Below are 14,283 nucleotides of genomic sequence, written 5' to 3'. Positions count from 1 at the left end.
ACCGTAGGTTGACAGTACGTCACTGTCAACCCGAAGTTGACATGCCTCTCGCGCGGCCCGTCGAGGGGCCGTCGAGACGGGAGAGCCGCGCCGCGCCCGCCACCGACGCGCCCACCGCGACCACCAGGCACACCCCCGCGCACGCGCCGAGCAGCCCCCACGGCACCGCCGCCGTCACCGGGGCCGACAGCTGCCCGAGGGCGACGGCGAGTCCGCCGAGGCACACCGCTGTCACGGCGACGCCGAGGACCGCGCCCACGGTGACCCCCACCGCCGACTCGCCCGCGACCACCCGCAGCACCTGCGCCCGGGTGGCCCCGGCCAGTCGCAGCGAACGCAGCTCCGTGCCCCGGGCCGAGGTCGCCATCAGCAGCGTCCCGGAGAGCGAGAGGACGGCGTGGACCAACGCGATGCCCAGCACCACGAGCAGCCCGAGCCGGGTCTGCGGGCCGGAGCGCGGATGCGTCGCCGCGAGCCAGGCCTCGGTCGTACGGACCTGCCCTCCGGTGCCGGACGCCCGCAGGCGGGCCTTGACGGCCGCCGGGTCCGCGCCCTTCCGCACCCCCACGTCGAGCCGGTCGACCGCGGCCCCCGGCGCGTTCGCCGTGGTCACGTACGCACCGCCGTTCCCGGTGCCCCGAGCCAGCACCGCGGCGATCCGCAGCCGGGCCGGCCGCCCGTCGCCGAGCCACACCCGGACCCGGGAACCCACCTCGTGCCGTTCCCACTCCTCGTTCACCACGATGGAGCGGTCGTCGAGGTCGCGTACGTCCCCGGCCACCACCGGCAGCCGCGCCACCGACGCGAACGCCGCCACGTCCGTCACCGCCCGCGCCTCGGACCGGATCAGCGCGGTCCCCTCCTCCCGCACGAACACGGCGGTGGACGCGCTGCCCGACACCGTCGCGCCCGGCACCCGCACCGGCCTCAGGGCCTCGCCGGTCACGACGAACCGGGCGCGCGTCAGGTCGCGGGCCTCGCTCGCCCCCGATTCCGCGACGGTCAGTGCCGACCCGAGCAGGCAGCCGGCCAGCGCGACGGTCACCAGGACCGGAGCGGCCACGGCGGACGTCCGCCGCACGGAGGCGCGCGCGTTCTCGCGGACCAGCAGGCCGGAGGCGCCGGGCAGCCGGACCAGCCCCGCGAGCGGGCGGACCAGCAGGGGCGCCAGCGCGGCCACCGCCGTGATCAGCAGCATCGGCCGGGTCGTGTACGTCTTGCGCTTGAGCAGTTCGGCCGGCTCGGTCCCGAGCTGCCAGGCCAGCAGGCCCAGCCCGGCCGCCAGCAGCGCGAGCCCGAGCACCCGTCGCGACCTCGGCAGCACACCCGTGTCCACCGCCGCCTCGCGCAGCGCCTCGGCGGGAGAGGTCCGGCCCGCCCGGCGCGCGGCGGCCCACGCGCCGATGACGGCCACCGACAGGCCGACGGCGCAGGCGACCTCGTACGGCCAGTACGTCGTCCCCCGCAGCGCGAACCACGGCGGCGCCACCTCGCCCTCCACCAGCGCCCGCACCAGCCGCGGCGCTCCCCACGCCCCCAGCGCGCACCCCGCCGCCGAGGCCGCGACGCCCACCGCGAGGGCCTCCCCGAGCAGCACCCGCCGGACCTGCCCGGGCGTCGCCCCGGCGAGCCGCAGCAGCCCGAACTCCCGCCGCCGCAGGGCCACCGCGAACGCGAACGTGGACGCCGTCACGAAGACGGAGACGAACACCGTGACCCCGGCCGCCGTCCCCAGCAGCGCGTCGACCCCGACCAGCGCCTCGGCGTTCCGCGCCGCCGCCGGGTCGGCCAGCCGGCGGTCCTCTCCCGTCAGGACGCGCACCCGGTCGCCGCCGGTCTCACCCGAGGGCCCGGCCCCGGCACCGGACTCGCGGACCACCTCGCGCACGGCCGCGACGGGCGCGTCGACCCCCACCGCGTCCCGGCCCGCCCCGTCCGTCCTTACGGGGCCCAAGTCCCGAAGTCTGCGCAGCAGTTCGCTGTCCACAGGGTGTGGATGCGCCAGCTTCTTCGACACGTGCGCGGTGGACGGCCCCCGCCGCACCTCCACCGTGAGCGTGTCCCGGCCCATGACCACCACCGGCGACCCGGCGAAGCGCTGCGGCTCGCGCGCGCCGGCGTCGTGCGCCGCGTCGAGGCAGAGCCCCATCGCCGCCGTCACCCCGACCCCGAGCGCCACGGCGACGAACGAGCCGAGGAGCGAGGCCCAGCGCGTACGCAGCGACGACACGGTCAGCACGACGCACCCGCCGGAGCCGCGGCCGGACCCTCCAGGCGCGTCAGACGCGCGGCGACGTCCCCCGCCGACGGCGCCGACAGCTCCCCGCTCACCCGGCCGTCGACCAGGAACACCACCCGGTCCGCGTACGCGGCGGCCACCGGGTCGTGGGTGACCATCACGGTCGTCTGCCCCTCGCGGTCCACCAACTCCCGTAGGAGCAGCAGCACTTCGCGACCGGTCCCGGTGTCCAGGGCCCCCGTCGGCTCGTCCGCGAAGAGGACGGCGGGGCTTGTGATCAGGGCCCGGGCCAGGGCGACCCGCTGCTGCTGGCCGCCCGACAGCTGCGAGGGGCGGTGCCCGGCACGGCCCGCGAGCCCCACCCGCTCCAGCGCCTCCCGGACGGCCCCGCGCGAGGGGCGCCGCCCGGCCAGCCGCGCCGGGAGCGCGACGTTCTGCGCCGCGGTGAGCGAGGGCAGCAGGCCGAAGGACTGGAACACGAACCCGATCCGCTCGCGCCGCAGCAGCGTCCGCCGCCGTTCGCTGAGCGCGGCCAGCTCGGTCCCGGCCACGGTCACCGTCCCGGAGGTGGGCCGGTCCAGTCCCGCCGCGCAGTGCAGCAGGGTCGACTTGCCCGACCCCGAGGGCCCCATCACGGCGGTGAAGCTCCCGTCCGTGAAGTCCAGGTCGACCCCGTCCAGGGCGGCGACGGCGCCGTAGTGACGGCGCAGGGATCGGATGCGTACGGCTGTGGTGGTCATGCCTCCCAGCGAACCGCCCGCCGCGCCCGCGCACACGACCACCAGCGGGCGTCCCCGGGGTAGGGCTGGACCCACCCCCGCAGGCCAGGCGGGGCACCGGTCCGCCGGCGTGGCACGATCGAGGGATGACCAGCAGCACGCCCGGCACCGTGGAGCGCGCCTTCGAGGCCCTCTACGCCGACACCGACACCGCCCTCGACGCGGGCGCCTCGCTGCTCGCCGCCGACCCCGCCTCGGACGCCGAACTGGCCCGGCGCGGCGAGGAGTTCGTCGCCGCCGCGTGGCGCCGGGGCTGGCAGCCCGCCGACGTCGTACGCATGGTGCGGCGCGAGCTGGACGACGTACACGTGCGGCTGGCGTCGGAGCTGATCGTGGCGCAGTCGAAGCTGCGGCAGGAGGGTGCCCGGGGGCCGCGCTGGGCGGCGCAGCTCGACGAACTCGCGGCCGGCGAGAAGGCTCCGCGCACCGACCGCTTCTCGTACGCGACGGCCGTGCTGGAGCTGTACCGGCTGCTGCTGCGGCTCCCCTCGATCGAGCCGCTCGACGCACCCCGGCCGGTCTCCGGCCGTGAATCCGGGCGGACCGCCCAGGACTCCCGGATGCTCGGCCGGATCCGCGCGCTGCTCGCCAAGGCGGAGGCGACCGGGTTCCCGGAGGAGGCGGAGGCGCTGAGCGCCAAGGCGCAGGAGCTGATGGCGCGGCACAGCATCGACGAGGCGCTGCTCGCGGCCCGCACGCACGCCAAGGACGCGCCGGGCGCCTGCCGGGTCGGGGTGGAGGCGCCGTACGAGACGGCCAAGGCGGTGCTGCTGGACGCGGTGGCCCGGGCGAACCGCTGCCGGGCGGTGTGGAACGACGACCTCGGCTTCTCCACGGTGGTCGGCTTCGAGCCCGATCTGGAGGCCGTCGAGCTCCTCTACACCTCGCTCCTCGTGCAGGCCACGGCGGCGATGACGAAGGCGGAGGCCGCGCAGCGGGCGGGCGGCCGCAAGCGCACGAAGACGTTCCGGCAGTCCTTCCTCGCGGCGTACGCGCACCGGATCGGCGACCGTCTCGCGGCGGCCGCCGAGGGGCAGGTGTCCGAGTCGGCCGGTGAGCTGCTGCCGGTCCTCGCGGCCCGCGACGTGGCCGTCGCGGACCGGATGGAGGACATGTTCCCGCGGACGGTGACCACCCGGCTGCGCGGCATCACGGACGCGGCGGGCTGGGAGGAGGGATCGGCGGCAGCCGACCGAGCCCAGGTCAGATCCCGGCCCAAGTTGGGCTGACCCGGACCTGCCGACCGCGCTGACCGGGCCTGCCGACCGTGCTGACCCGGGTTCGCTGCCTACGCCTGGACTCCGCTCAGCCGCCCGGCGGCGGGCGTTACCCCGCTGGACCGTCGGGCGCCCCCGGGTCCCGGCCCCGGAACGGCTGACCCGGGCCTGCCGACTGTGCTGACCCGGGTCCGCCGCGGACGCCTGGACTCCGCCCGCGGTGTCCCGCGGCCCCGGGGCTCAGTCGCCGGTCGGCGAGCGGTATCCCCACTGGACCTTCGGGCCGCCCCCGGGTCCCGGCCCCGACCGAGCTGACTCGCCCCGGCCGCGCTGACCCGGGCCGCCGACTGCGCTGACCCGGACTTGCCGAGGGCTGACCCGGACCTGCCGACGGGGCTGACCCGGGCCGCCCCCCGTCAGCAGGTCCCGCCCCGGGGCGTCCTGTCGCCCCGCGCTCAGTCGCCCGCCGTCTGGAACGGGCTGACCGACGCGTCCGGCTCGGACCCGCCCTTCAGGGCGACCGGGCCGTACGTCCACGGGAAGGACTGGGTGGCGTCCGAGCCGGGCAGGCCGATCTGCACCTTCTTCGCGTCGGCGCTCTTCGCGGTGTCGCCCTCGGGCCCCCGCGCGTACGTGATCGTGAAGGTGGCCGCCTCGTCCTGCTTCAGCTTCACCTTCACCGGGTTCGCCCCCTCCTGCGCGGCGACGGTCCAGGAGTCGGAGCCGCCCAGCAGGTCTACGCGCGGGAAGCCCCGCAGGGTGCAGTCGGCGGGGCCGCGGTTGGTGACGGTGACCGGGATGTTGCCGGTGTCGCCGGCGGCCGGAGCGGCGTTGCCGGGGCCGACCTCGATGCCCACGTGGTCGGCGGTACAGGTCCCGGAGGCCGCGGAGGGCTTGGCGTCGGTGTCGGCGCCTGCGCCGCCGTCGTCGCAGGCGGTCAGGGTGAGAGCCGCCGTGAGGACGGTGACGGCGATGGGAAGGGCGCGCATGGGTTCCCCCAGTGGTCGTGACGGTGCACATGGATCATCACGCAACCGGGTCCGTGTCCGCCTCGCGCCCCCACCCTTTCGCGCCCCGAATGGCGGCCGCCGGTGTCCGCGCTCCCATTGCGTACGCAGCGCGCCCCCACCTTTACGCGCCCGAATCGTGAACGCCGATGCCAGTGCTCCCTGCGCGCCCCGGGTCGCAACCGCCGAAAGCCCAGGGCCCCGGACGGCTCGCGCCCCGAGCCCTGGACGCCGACGGGCCGCCGACCCCGGAGGATCGCGCGGCCCGCAGGTCAGGACACGGCCGCCGATGGACGGCGGCCGCGGCGGTTCAGGAACCGAGGCCCGTCGAAGGCAGCCCGGAGGGCAGCTTGCCGCCCTCGGCCTTGCGGTAGGTCTCCACGAGCCCGCCCTCCCACTTGACCTTCATGGTCGTGGCGCCGAAGGACTCGACCATGCCGTCGGTGCGGTCGCCGGCGCCCTTGGTGCACTTGAGGTGGATCATCTGCATGTCCGCCTCCTTGCCCGCGGTGCCGCTGCACACGGTGCCGCCGGTGGCGAAGAGGCCCGCCTCCTTGCCGTTGACGACCAGTGCCACGGCCTTGCCGTCGGTCGTGGCGAGCCAGCTGCCCTGGAGCTTCCCCGACCCGGCCGTGCCCCCGGAGCCCCCGGAGCCGCCGGTGTCGCCGCTCGCGGTGGCCGTCGGGCTCGCCGACGCGGAGGAGTCGGAGCCGGAGTCGCCGTCGCTGCTGCAGGCGGTCAGCACGAGTGCGGCCGCCAGTCCCGCGGCCGCGGCCGCGCTCCGCACCCGCTGGCGCGGGAAGGTCGCCGAAGTCACTGGAAGTCCCCCAAGGGTGGGCGGGTGATGACTGAGGTCGCCGGGACGACCGCAGCAAGCTACCAGGACGACTTGCGGACACCGGGGAGAAATCCGGCGTGCGCTTGCTCACGCAGGTTCACCCGGGAGAGGCCGAAGGCCCGGAAGTAGCCGCGCGGCCGCCCGTCCACGCCGTCCCGGTTGCGTACGCGGGTGGCACTGGCGTCCCTGGGCTGCCGGCCCAACTCCGCCCGCGCGGACTCCCGTTCGGCTTCGGTGGAGCCGGGCCGGCGCAGGATCTCCTTGAGTTCGGCGCGCCGGGCGGCGTACCGCGCGACGGTCTCCCGGCGCCGGTCGTTCTTCGCGATCTTGCTCTTCTTGGCCATCAGATCCTCACCCCGCGGGCGCGGATGCGGGCGACGGCCGCCTCGACGCCGATGGCGTCCACCGTCCTGATCCCCTTCGTGCTCAGCCGCAGCCGCACGAACCTGCCCTCGCTCGGCAGCCAGTAGCGCTTGCGCTGGACGTGGGGGTCGAAGCGGCGCGAGGTGCGCCGGTGGGAGTGGGAGACGGAGTTGCCGAAGCCCGGGCGGGCGCCGGTCAGCATGCAGTGGGCGGACACGGGTGACGCACCTCTCCAGTTCGCGTATTGGTAATGGGAGTCGTTTTCAGTAAGATAGCAGCATGGCACGCAACGAACTCCGTCCCGTGATCAAGCTCCGGTCCACGGCCGGGACCGGCTTCACCTACGTCACCCGCAAGAACCGCCGCAACGACCCCGACCGCATGACGCTGCGCAAGTACGACCCGGTCGCCGGGCGGCACGTCGACTTCCGAGAGGAGCGCTGAGCGGCATGCGCGAGGGAATCCATCCCCCGTACGGGCACGTGGTCTTCCGTGACCGCGCCGCGGGCCACGCCTTCCTCACCCGTTCCACGATGACGAGCGGCAAGACCGTCGAGTGGGAGGACGGGCAGACCTACCCGGTCGTCGACGTGGAGATCTCGAACGTCAGCCACCCCTTCTACACGGGCACCGCACGCGTCCTGGACACAGCGGGCCGGGTGGAGCGCTTCGAGCGGCGGTACGGCAAGCGCGGAGACCGCTGATGGGGTCCCGCGGCCTGTCCGTCGTGATCGTCGGCGGCCTGCACGCGGACGCGCGGCGGGCCGCCGTCGCCCAGCTGCTCGCCGAGGTGCCGGACAGCGTCGCCCTCCACCACGACCTCGCCTCCGCCGTACGGGGCACGGTCGTGCGTACGGTCAGGGACGCGGCCGGCATCGTGTCGGCGGGGGAGGCGCCCCTCGTCGGCGACTGCGCGTGCTGCGCCCTGCGCGAGGACCTCGTGCCCGAGCTGCGACGGCTCGCGGACGAGGGGCGCACCCGGCTCGCGGTGGTCGAGCTCTGGGACTCCGTCGAGCCCAGGGCGATGGCCGAGGTGGTGGCGGCCGGCGGGCTGACGGTGACGGGCGTGATCACCGCCGTCGACCCGGCCCTCGTCCTGCCCTGCCTCGCCGACGGCGACGACCTCGCCGACCGGGGTCTGGCCGCCGCCGCCACCGACCGGCGCACGGTCGCCGACACCTTCGCGCGGCAGCTGGAGTACGCCCCCGTCCTCGCCGTCACCGCCTCCGGGGAAGCGGACGAGGAGGACCACGCCCTGCTCACCCAGCTCCACCCGACCGCCCGCCGGGTCCCGCTCGGTCCGCCCGCGACCCCGGCGGACCCGGGCCGGGAGGGGGCGGCGCCGAACACGGGAACGCCGGTTCCGGGGACGCCGGTCCCGCCCGCACGTCAGGCCGATTCCGCGCTGGTGCGGGCCGCGTTCGCGGGCTTCGACGTGGAGGCGGCGGCCGCGGCCCAGCATCCGGCGTGCGCGCTGCTGCCGGCCGAGGACGACGCGGGCGGGGTCGCCACCTTCGTATGGCGCAGGCGGCGTCCGTTCCACCCGGAGCGACTGTACGCGGCACTGGAGGACCTGACCTGCGCGGCGGCCCGCAGCCGGGGGCGGTTCTGGCTCGCCGACCGGCCGGACACGCTGCTGCACTGGGACGCGGCGGGCGGCGCCCTGTGCGTGGAGAGCGCGGGGCCCTGGCTCGCATCGCTGCCGGACGCCGCCTGGGACCTGGTCCCGCCGGTCCGCCGTGCCGCCGCGGTCCTCGACTGGCATCCCGAGCACGGCGACCGCTGCCAGCACCTCGTCTTCACGTCGCCCGGCCTGGACCGGGACCGGCTCGAACCGCTCCTGGAGTCCTGTCTGCTGACCGACGCCGAGTACGCCGCCGGGCCCGACGCCTGGAAACTGCTCCCGCCCGCCTTCGACTCCCTGCTGGAGGTCTGACCCGCGCCCCGACCCGCTTGCGGGAGTGCCCCCGTCCCGCCCGGTGGCCTGCGCCTCGCAATAGGTAGGAGTTTCCCTACGCTTGACTCGTAGGGAAACTCCTACCTATCGTGGTGTCCATGAACATCACCCACGCCTCCTTCGTCACCCTCCCCGTCGCCGACCAGGACCGGGCCCTGCGCTTCTACACCGACGTCCTCGGCTTCGAGGTCGTCGCGGACCGGGAGATGCCCCCGGGCCGCTGGCTCCAGGTCGCGCCGAGGGGCGCGCAGACCGTCTTCACGCTCTCGGGACCCGGCATGGGTGGTTTCGTGCCGGGTGAGAGCCGGGGGATCATGTTGGTCACGACCGACGTCGACGCCGACTGCGCCCGGCTCACGGCCGCCGGGGTCGAGGTCGACGGCCCGGGTGAGCTGCCCTGGGGCCGCATGGCCTCCTTCCGGGACCCGGACGGCAACGGTCTGATGCTGCTGACGGAGAAGGAAGGCTTCTGAGCGCGACATGACGATCACCGGGGCCCGTGAGGACCGCCTCTTCGCCGCACTCGCCAACGGCACCCGCCGCGAGGTGCTGCGGCTGCTGCGCGACGAGGGACCGCAGCCGGTCCAGGCCCTCGCCGACCACTTCGACATGCGCCGGCCGAGCCTCTCCGAGCACCTCAAGGTGCTCAGGGACGCCGGTCTGGTGTCGGAGGAGCGCTCCGGACGCCGGCGCATCTACCGGCTGGAGGCCGCCCCGCTCGCCGAGGTGCAGGACTGGCTCCATCCGTACGAGCGGTTCTGGCGCGACAGGCTGAAGGGCCTCGGTGATCTGCTGGACCGCATGCCCGACCATGACGAGCCATGAGCCCCGCTGACGAACCCGCCCCGGACTTCGCAGCCGACGACGACCTGACGACGGTGCGCGTCGACCAGTTCTTCCCGCACCCGCCGGCCAAGGTCTGGCGCGCGCTCACCGACCCCGGACTCCTCGCGCAGTGGCAGATGCCGGGCTCCGAGGACTTCCGCCTTGAGGTCGGCCACCGGTACACGCTGACCTCGGTCCCCCGGCCCAACACGGGCTTCTCCGGCAGGGTCGACGTGCGGGTCCTCGCCTACGAGCCCGAGCGGATGCTGCGCGTCCGGTGGGCCGACGCCGACCCCGCGCGTCCCGCGGACTGGACCATCACGTGGACGTTGGAACAGGAAGGGCGCGGGACGCGTCTCTTCCTAGTGCACGAAGGGTTCGACCCGGACGACCCCGCGCAGCTGACGGCGCGGAAGATCATGGGCGGCGGCTGGCGTTCGCAGGTGCTGCGTTCCCTCGGGCAGACGCTGGACCGGCTGTAGCCGGCCGGGACGGCGGGCAGCGGTCAAGAACCGGTAAAAGCTGTAACCGTGGGACCACCCCGCGTGCACGTGCATCTGCTCATGCATCTGCACATGAACAGGGCTATGATCCGGGACAGTTGACCGCTACACCAATGGTCACATCAGCCAATGCACCACCCGGGGAGCAACCTGTGGACCACGACGTGTGCGACGTGGACGACGTGTACAACGGCATGGCGGCCACGGCGCTGCATGGGGTGAACTGGCAGAAGAGCAGACACAGCAACTCGCAGGGTTCCTGCGTGGAGTTCGCCCGGCTGCCCGGCGGCGAGGTCGCCGTCCGCAACTCGCGCTTCCCGGAGGGGCCGGCGCTGGTCTACACGCGCGCCGAGATAGAGGCCATGCTCCTGGGCATCAAGGACGGCGAGTTCGACCACCTGATAGCGGGCGCCTGAGTGCGGCCGCGGCGGTCCGGGACGCCGGGCGGGCGCGACCTTCCGTAACGTTCGGTCGACGCGCCGTGACGCGCGTAGAACCGCGGCGCCGAAAAGCGCCGCGGTCCGTCATTCGGCGGCGGCCCCGGCCGTGGGCAGGCGGAACAGCGCCCATACGACCTTGCCGCTGAGTCTGCCCGCGAGCGGGTGCCAGCCCCAGCCGTCGGCGAACGACTCGACCAGGAAGAGGCCGCGCCCCGACTCCGCCGAGAAGTCGTCCGAGTCGCGTGCGACCGGACTCTCGTTGCTGGGGTCGCGCACGGCGCACACCAATCGCGTCGTCCAGCGCATCAGGTGCAGCCGCACCGGCGAGTCCTCGCCGGCGCGCGGGGTGTCCGCGGGCAGCGCGTGCCGCAGGGCGTTGGTCACGAGTTCGGAGACGACCAGACAGACGTCGTCGAAGCGGTCGCCGATCTCCCACTGGTCGAGCGTCCTGCGGGTGAACTGCCGTGCTTCGCGCACCGCTTCGAAGCGGGCGGGCAGGGCGCACGAGGCGGCGCTGGACACGGCCGCGGGGTCGAGCGGCGGAAGCCCCTGCCGTAACGGCTCGAGCATGGTCGATCCATTCGTCCCCATGCGAGGCACTCCCGGGGTTCGCGGTCGTGGCGATGCAGCGGTGGCGCGGGAGCCATGGTTCCGAAAGCGTTCAGCAGATGCAAGGGCAGATGCACGTGCACGCGCCGGACTCGGTACCTCTGGTACCCATTCCTGCGCATTTCTTCTGTCACCTTCTTCCCACTTGTTTGCCCTCAACTGATCCTTTCCTATGGTGCTGCTTCGGTTGCTTTCCCTTTCTGTAACCGAACGAGTACAGCTTGAAGTGTTTTAGTGGCAGACTTCGGCCCCTGCACACGGTTGGGGAGGCGGAGAACGTGAGCGCTGGTGAGGCATGGGGGTACCCCCGGTCGACCGCAGTTGAGGCTGGGGGAGGCTCGGTGGTGCGGCGCATGCTGCTGGGGTCGCACCTGAGGCGCCTGCGGGAGACGCGCGGGATCACCCGGGAAGCGGCCGGCTACTCGATCCGTGCCTCCGAATCGAAGATCAGCCGCATGGAGTTGGGACGGGTGAGCTTCAAGACGCGTGACGTCGAGGACCTGCTGACGCTCTACGGCATCACCGACGAGGCCGAGCGGACGTCTCTCATCTCCCTCGCGAAAGAGGCCAACGTCGCGGGCTGGTGGCACAGTTACTCGGACGTCCTGCCCAGTTGGTTCCCGACCTATGTCGGCCTCGAAGGCGCGGCGCACGTCATCCGCTCCTACGAAGTGCAGTTCGTGCACGGCCTGTTGCAGACCGAGGCGTACGCGCACGCGGTCGTCCGGCGCGGCATGAAGGGCGCGAGCGCCGCGGACGTCGACCGGCGGGTGGCCCTGCGCCTGGAGCGCCAGAAGCACCTCGTCTCCGAGCGGGCCCCCGAGTTCCACTGCGTCCTGGACGAGGCCGCGCTGCGCCGTCCCTACGGCGACCGCGAGGTGATGCGCGGACAGCTCCAGCACCTGATCGAGCTGTCGGAGCGTCCGAACATCAAGATCCAGGTCATGCCGTTCAGCTTCGGCGGCCACTCGGGCGAGAGCGGCTCCTTCACCATCCTGAGCTTCCCTGAGTCCGACCTGTCGGACGTCGTCTACCTGGAGCAGCTCACCAGCGCCCTCTACCTGGACAAGCGCGAGGACGTCACCCAGTACGAGGGCGCGCTCAAGGAGCTGCAGCAGGACAGTCCCGGCCCGTCCGAGAGCCGGGACCTGCTGAGGGGTCTCCTGCAGCTCTCCTGACGCGGCCTGCCGGGCGTGCCGCGCGGTCCTGCGGGGCCGTGCGGCAGTCCTCGCCGACTGTCCGGAGCGTCCCTCAACTCCCTTTGCACACCAGTACGATGACGTGTGATCAGACGTTGATCGGATGTCTGCCTCGGCAGCCCTGGGATTGAGGGATCACATGTCGTCCTACTTCACCGACCTGGCACAGCAGTACATCGACGGCGAGTGGCGCCCCGGCACCGGCTCCTGGGACATCATCGACTTCAACCCGTACGACGGGGAGAAGCTGGCGTCGATCACGATAGCCACGGTCGACGAGGTCGACGAGGCGTACCGCGCGGCCCAGCGCGCCCAGAAGGAGTGGGCCGCGACCAACCCCTACGCGCGTCGCGCCGTCTTCGAGCGGGCCCTCAGGATCATCGAGGAGCGCGAGGCGGAGATCACCGAGGTGATCATCGCGGAGCTGGGCGGCACCCACCTCAAGGCCGGCTTCGAGCTGCACCTCGTCAAGGAGTTCCTGCGCGAGTCGATCCAGCTGGCGCTGCGGCCCGAGGGACGCATCCTGCCCTCGCCGGTCGACGGCAAGGAGAACCGCGTCTACCGCGTCCCGGTCGGCGTGGTCGGCGTCATCAGCCCCTTCAACTTCCCCTTCCTGCTGTCGCTGAAGTCCGTCGCGCCCGCCCTCGCGCTCGGCAACGGCGTGGTCCTCAAGCCGCACCAGAACACCCCGATCGTCGGCGGCTCGCTGGTCGCCAAGGTCTTCGAGGACGCGGGTCTGCCCGGCGGTCTGCTGAACGTCGTGATGACCGACATCGCCGAGATCGGCGACGCCTTCCTGGAGCACCCGGTCCCCAAGGTCATCTCCTTCACCGGCTCGGACAAGGTCGGCCGCCACGTCGCCACCGTCTGCGCCTCGCAGTTCAAGCGCTCGGTGCTCGAACTCGGCGGCAACAGCGCGCTCGTGGTGCTGGACGACGCGGACGTCGACTACGCCGTGGACGCGGCGGTCTTCAGCCGGTACGTGCACCAGGGCCAGGTCTGCATGGCGGCCAACCGCGTCCTCGTGGACCGTTCCGTGCTGGCCGAGTTCACCGAGAAGTTCGTCACCAAGGTCAAGGGCCTGAAGACCGGCGACCCGAGCGACCCGCAGACGGTCATCGGCCCGGTCATCAACTCCTCCCAGGCGGACGCGATCACGGGCGCCGTCGACCAGGCCCTCGCCGAGGGCGCCACGGCCCTGCTGCGCGGCGCGACCACCGACAACCTCGTCGAGCCGACCGTGCTGACCGACCTGCCCGCCGACTCCGCCGTCCTGCGCCAGGAGATCTTCGGCCCGGTCGCGCTGCTCGTCCCCTTCGACGGCGAGGAGGAGGCGGTGCGCATCGTCAACGACACCCCGTACGGCCTCAGCGGCGCCGTCCACACGGCGGACGTCGAGCGCGGTGTCGCCTTCGCCAAGCAGATCGACACCGGCATGTTCCACGTGAACGACGGCACCGTGCACGACGAGCCGCTGGTCGCCTTCGGCGGCGAGAAGCGCTCCGGCATCGGCCGCCTGAACGGCGAGGCGACGGTCGAGGCGTTCACCACGCAGAAGTGGATCTCCGTGCAGCACGGGCGCAGCTTCTTCCCGTTCTAGGGCCTGTCCGCGTTTCGCGAGCCCTTGCGGACAGCACCTGACCGCAAGGGTCCGTAGCGTCGTGGGTGTCGGCAGAGAACGGCAACGGCATCCACGAAAGGCGGCCCGTCATGGTCACTCACGTTCACGCGGAAGCGCACGGCGACGAACGCGGCGCGCTGCTCGCGTTCCTGGAGGGCGAGCGCGGCGGCGTCCGGCGCACCCTGCTCGGGCTCACCGCGGAGCAGGCGAGCAGCAGGCCGAGCGCGAGCGAGCTGTCCCTGGCCGGGCTGGTCAAGCATCTCGCCGAGGTCGAGCAGGGCTGGATCGCCCGCGCCCAGGGCGAGCCGCCGGCCGTCCGGCGGGACGCGTCGAACTGGCACGAGTGCTTCGTGCTGACCGGGGACGAGACCCCGGAGTCGGTGCTGGCGTACTGGGAGAAGGTCGCGGCGAGTACGGAGGCGTTCATCCGCTCGGTGCCGAGTCTGGACGACACGTTCGCGCTGCCGAACGACCCCTGGTTCCCGCCGGACGAGCGGGTGTCCATGCGCTGGGTGATGCTGCGGCTGATCTCCGAGACGGCCCGGCACGCGGGCCACGCCGACATCGTCCGGGAGTCCCTGGACGGGCGGACGGCCTTCGAGCTGGTCGCCGAGGAGCGGGGCGGCGGCCAGGGCTGACGGGACCGGCCGAAGGCCCGCGGGCGGCGGGGTCCTAACCTGGACCCC

General features: G+C 73.3%; 18 protein-coding genes. 11 read left to right on the top strand and 7 right to left on the bottom strand.

What is annotated here, in order from left to right:
* Nucleotides 1-25 precede the first annotated feature (25 nt).
* Complete coding sequence (locus ACFYQQ_RS16525) at nucleotides 26-2,239, bottom strand: FtsX-like permease family protein (protein WP_388904802.1); 2,214 nt, start codon at nucleotides 2,237-2,239, stop codon at nucleotides 26-28.
* Nucleotides 2,233-2,979 (bottom strand): ABC transporter ATP-binding protein, encoded by a 747-nt coding sequence (locus ACFYQQ_RS16520; RefSeq protein ID WP_356163822.1) that lies wholly within the window; start codon nucleotides 2,977-2,979, stop codon nucleotides 2,233-2,235. The genes ACFYQQ_RS16525 and ACFYQQ_RS16520 overlap by 7 nt, the downstream gene beginning before the upstream one ends.
* Nucleotides 2,980-3,104: 125 nt before the next feature.
* On the opposite strand from ACFYQQ_RS16520, the gene ACFYQQ_RS16515 reads away from it, so the two are divergent.
* Complete coding sequence (locus ACFYQQ_RS16515) at nucleotides 3,105-4,247, top strand: DUF2786 domain-containing protein (RefSeq protein ID WP_355789144.1); 1,143 nt, start codon at nucleotides 3,105-3,107, stop codon at nucleotides 4,245-4,247.
* 443 nt (nucleotides 4,248-4,690) lie between these two features.
* On the opposite strand, the gene ACFYQQ_RS16510 is transcribed toward ACFYQQ_RS16515, so the two are convergent.
* The 4 genes from ACFYQQ_RS16510 to rpmB all read right to left on the bottom strand — a co-directional run bounded on the left by ACFYQQ_RS16510 (nucleotide 4,691) and on the right by rpmB (nucleotide 6,660).
* The gene (locus ACFYQQ_RS16510; RefSeq protein ID WP_355789142.1) at nucleotides 4,691-5,224 is read right to left on the bottom strand and encodes a DUF4232 domain-containing protein; all 534 of its coding nucleotides are present in this window, start codon (nucleotides 5,222-5,224) and stop codon (nucleotides 4,691-4,693) included.
* A 328-nt stretch (nucleotides 5,225-5,552) separates the two neighbouring features.
* Nucleotides 5,553-6,059 (bottom strand): hypothetical protein, encoded by a 507-nt coding sequence (locus ACFYQQ_RS16505; protein WP_355789139.1) that lies wholly within the window; start codon nucleotides 6,057-6,059, stop codon nucleotides 5,553-5,555.
* 59 nt (nucleotides 6,060-6,118) lie between these two features.
* Nucleotides 6,119-6,424 carry a 30S ribosomal protein S14 gene (rpsN, locus tag ACFYQQ_RS16500; RefSeq protein ID WP_355789137.1) on the bottom strand — a complete coding sequence of 102 codons (306 nt, stop codon included), beginning with the start codon at nucleotides 6,422-6,424 and terminating at the stop codon, nucleotides 6,119-6,121.
* Nucleotides 6,424-6,660, bottom strand: coding sequence for a 50S ribosomal protein L28 (rpmB, locus tag ACFYQQ_RS16495; protein ID WP_355789134.1), 237 nt, complete (start codon nucleotides 6,658-6,660; stop codon nucleotides 6,424-6,426). Before rpmB ends, rpsN begins: the two co-directional genes overlap by 1 nt.
* Before the next feature lie 62 nt (nucleotides 6,661-6,722).
* Here rpmB and rpmG point away from each other — a divergent pair, with 62 nt between their 5' ends.
* From rpmG to ACFYQQ_RS16460, 7 genes are all read left to right on the top strand, one after another.
* Entirely contained in the window at nucleotides 6,723-6,887 is a 165-nt protein-coding gene (gene rpmG / locus ACFYQQ_RS16490) for a 50S ribosomal protein L33 (protein ID WP_015658813.1), read from the top strand.
* Between the two features lie 5 nt (nucleotides 6,888-6,892).
* Nucleotides 6,893-7,147: a type B 50S ribosomal protein L31 gene (locus tag ACFYQQ_RS16485; RefSeq protein WP_355789131.1), complete on the top strand. Its 255-nt coding sequence runs from the start codon at nucleotides 6,893-6,895 to the stop codon at nucleotides 7,145-7,147.
* The gene (locus ACFYQQ_RS16480) at nucleotides 7,147-8,379 is read left to right on the top strand and encodes a CobW family GTP-binding protein (RefSeq protein WP_388904801.1); all 1,233 of its coding nucleotides are present in this window, start codon (nucleotides 7,147-7,149) and stop codon (nucleotides 8,377-8,379) included. Before ACFYQQ_RS16485 ends, ACFYQQ_RS16480 begins: the two co-directional genes overlap by 1 nt.
* 119 nt (nucleotides 8,380-8,498) lie before the next feature.
* Complete coding sequence (locus ACFYQQ_RS16475) at nucleotides 8,499-8,873, top strand: VOC family protein (protein ID WP_355781104.1); 375 nt, start codon at nucleotides 8,499-8,501, stop codon at nucleotides 8,871-8,873.
* A 7-nt stretch (nucleotides 8,874-8,880) separates the two neighbouring features.
* Nucleotides 8,881-9,225 carry a metalloregulator ArsR/SmtB family transcription factor gene (locus tag ACFYQQ_RS16470; RefSeq protein WP_355781101.1) on the top strand — a complete coding sequence of 115 codons (345 nt, stop codon included), beginning with the start codon at nucleotides 8,881-8,883 and terminating at the stop codon, nucleotides 9,223-9,225.
* Entirely contained in the window at nucleotides 9,222-9,707 is a 486-nt protein-coding gene (locus tag ACFYQQ_RS16465; RefSeq protein WP_355781098.1) for an SRPBCC domain-containing protein, read from the top strand. Before ACFYQQ_RS16470 ends, ACFYQQ_RS16465 begins: the two co-directional genes overlap by 4 nt.
* A gap of 173 nt (nucleotides 9,708-9,880) precedes the next feature.
* Entirely contained in the window at nucleotides 9,881-10,144 is a 264-nt protein-coding gene (locus ACFYQQ_RS16460; RefSeq protein WP_355781096.1) for a DUF397 domain-containing protein, read from the top strand.
* Nucleotides 10,145-10,252: 108 nt separating this feature from the next.
* On the opposite strand, the gene ACFYQQ_RS16455 is transcribed toward ACFYQQ_RS16460, so the two are convergent.
* Nucleotides 10,253-10,738, bottom strand: a complete 486-nt coding sequence (locus ACFYQQ_RS16455) for an ATP-binding protein (RefSeq protein WP_355781093.1) — start codon at nucleotides 10,736-10,738, stop codon at nucleotides 10,253-10,255.
* A gap of 392 nt (nucleotides 10,739-11,130) precedes the next feature.
* On the opposite strand from ACFYQQ_RS16455, the gene ACFYQQ_RS16450 reads away from it, so the two are divergent.
* The 3 genes from ACFYQQ_RS16450 to ACFYQQ_RS16440 all read left to right on the top strand — a co-directional run bounded on the left by ACFYQQ_RS16450 (nucleotide 11,131) and on the right by ACFYQQ_RS16440 (nucleotide 14,235).
* Nucleotides 11,131-11,955, top strand: coding sequence for a helix-turn-helix transcriptional regulator (locus tag ACFYQQ_RS16450; RefSeq protein WP_355781091.1), 825 nt, complete (start codon nucleotides 11,131-11,133; stop codon nucleotides 11,953-11,955).
* Between the two features lie 160 nt (nucleotides 11,956-12,115).
* The gene (locus tag ACFYQQ_RS16445; RefSeq protein WP_355781088.1) at nucleotides 12,116-13,576 is read left to right on the top strand and encodes an aldehyde dehydrogenase family protein; all 1,461 of its coding nucleotides are present in this window, start codon (nucleotides 12,116-12,118) and stop codon (nucleotides 13,574-13,576) included.
* 110 nt (nucleotides 13,577-13,686) lie between these two features.
* A complete protein-coding gene (locus tag ACFYQQ_RS16440; protein WP_355781085.1) occupies nucleotides 13,687-14,235 on the top strand; it encodes a DinB family protein in 549 nt (182 codons plus the stop codon).
* Nucleotides 14,236-14,283: the final 48 nt, after the last annotated feature.

Origin of the sequence: Streptomyces sp. NPDC005496, from assembly GCF_042872045.1 — a bacterium.
GTDB lineage: Bacteria > Actinomycetota > Actinomycetes > Streptomycetales > Streptomycetaceae > Streptomyces.
Note: the sequence above shows the minus strand (reverse complement) of the source record. Positions and strands in the feature narration are given on the sequence as shown.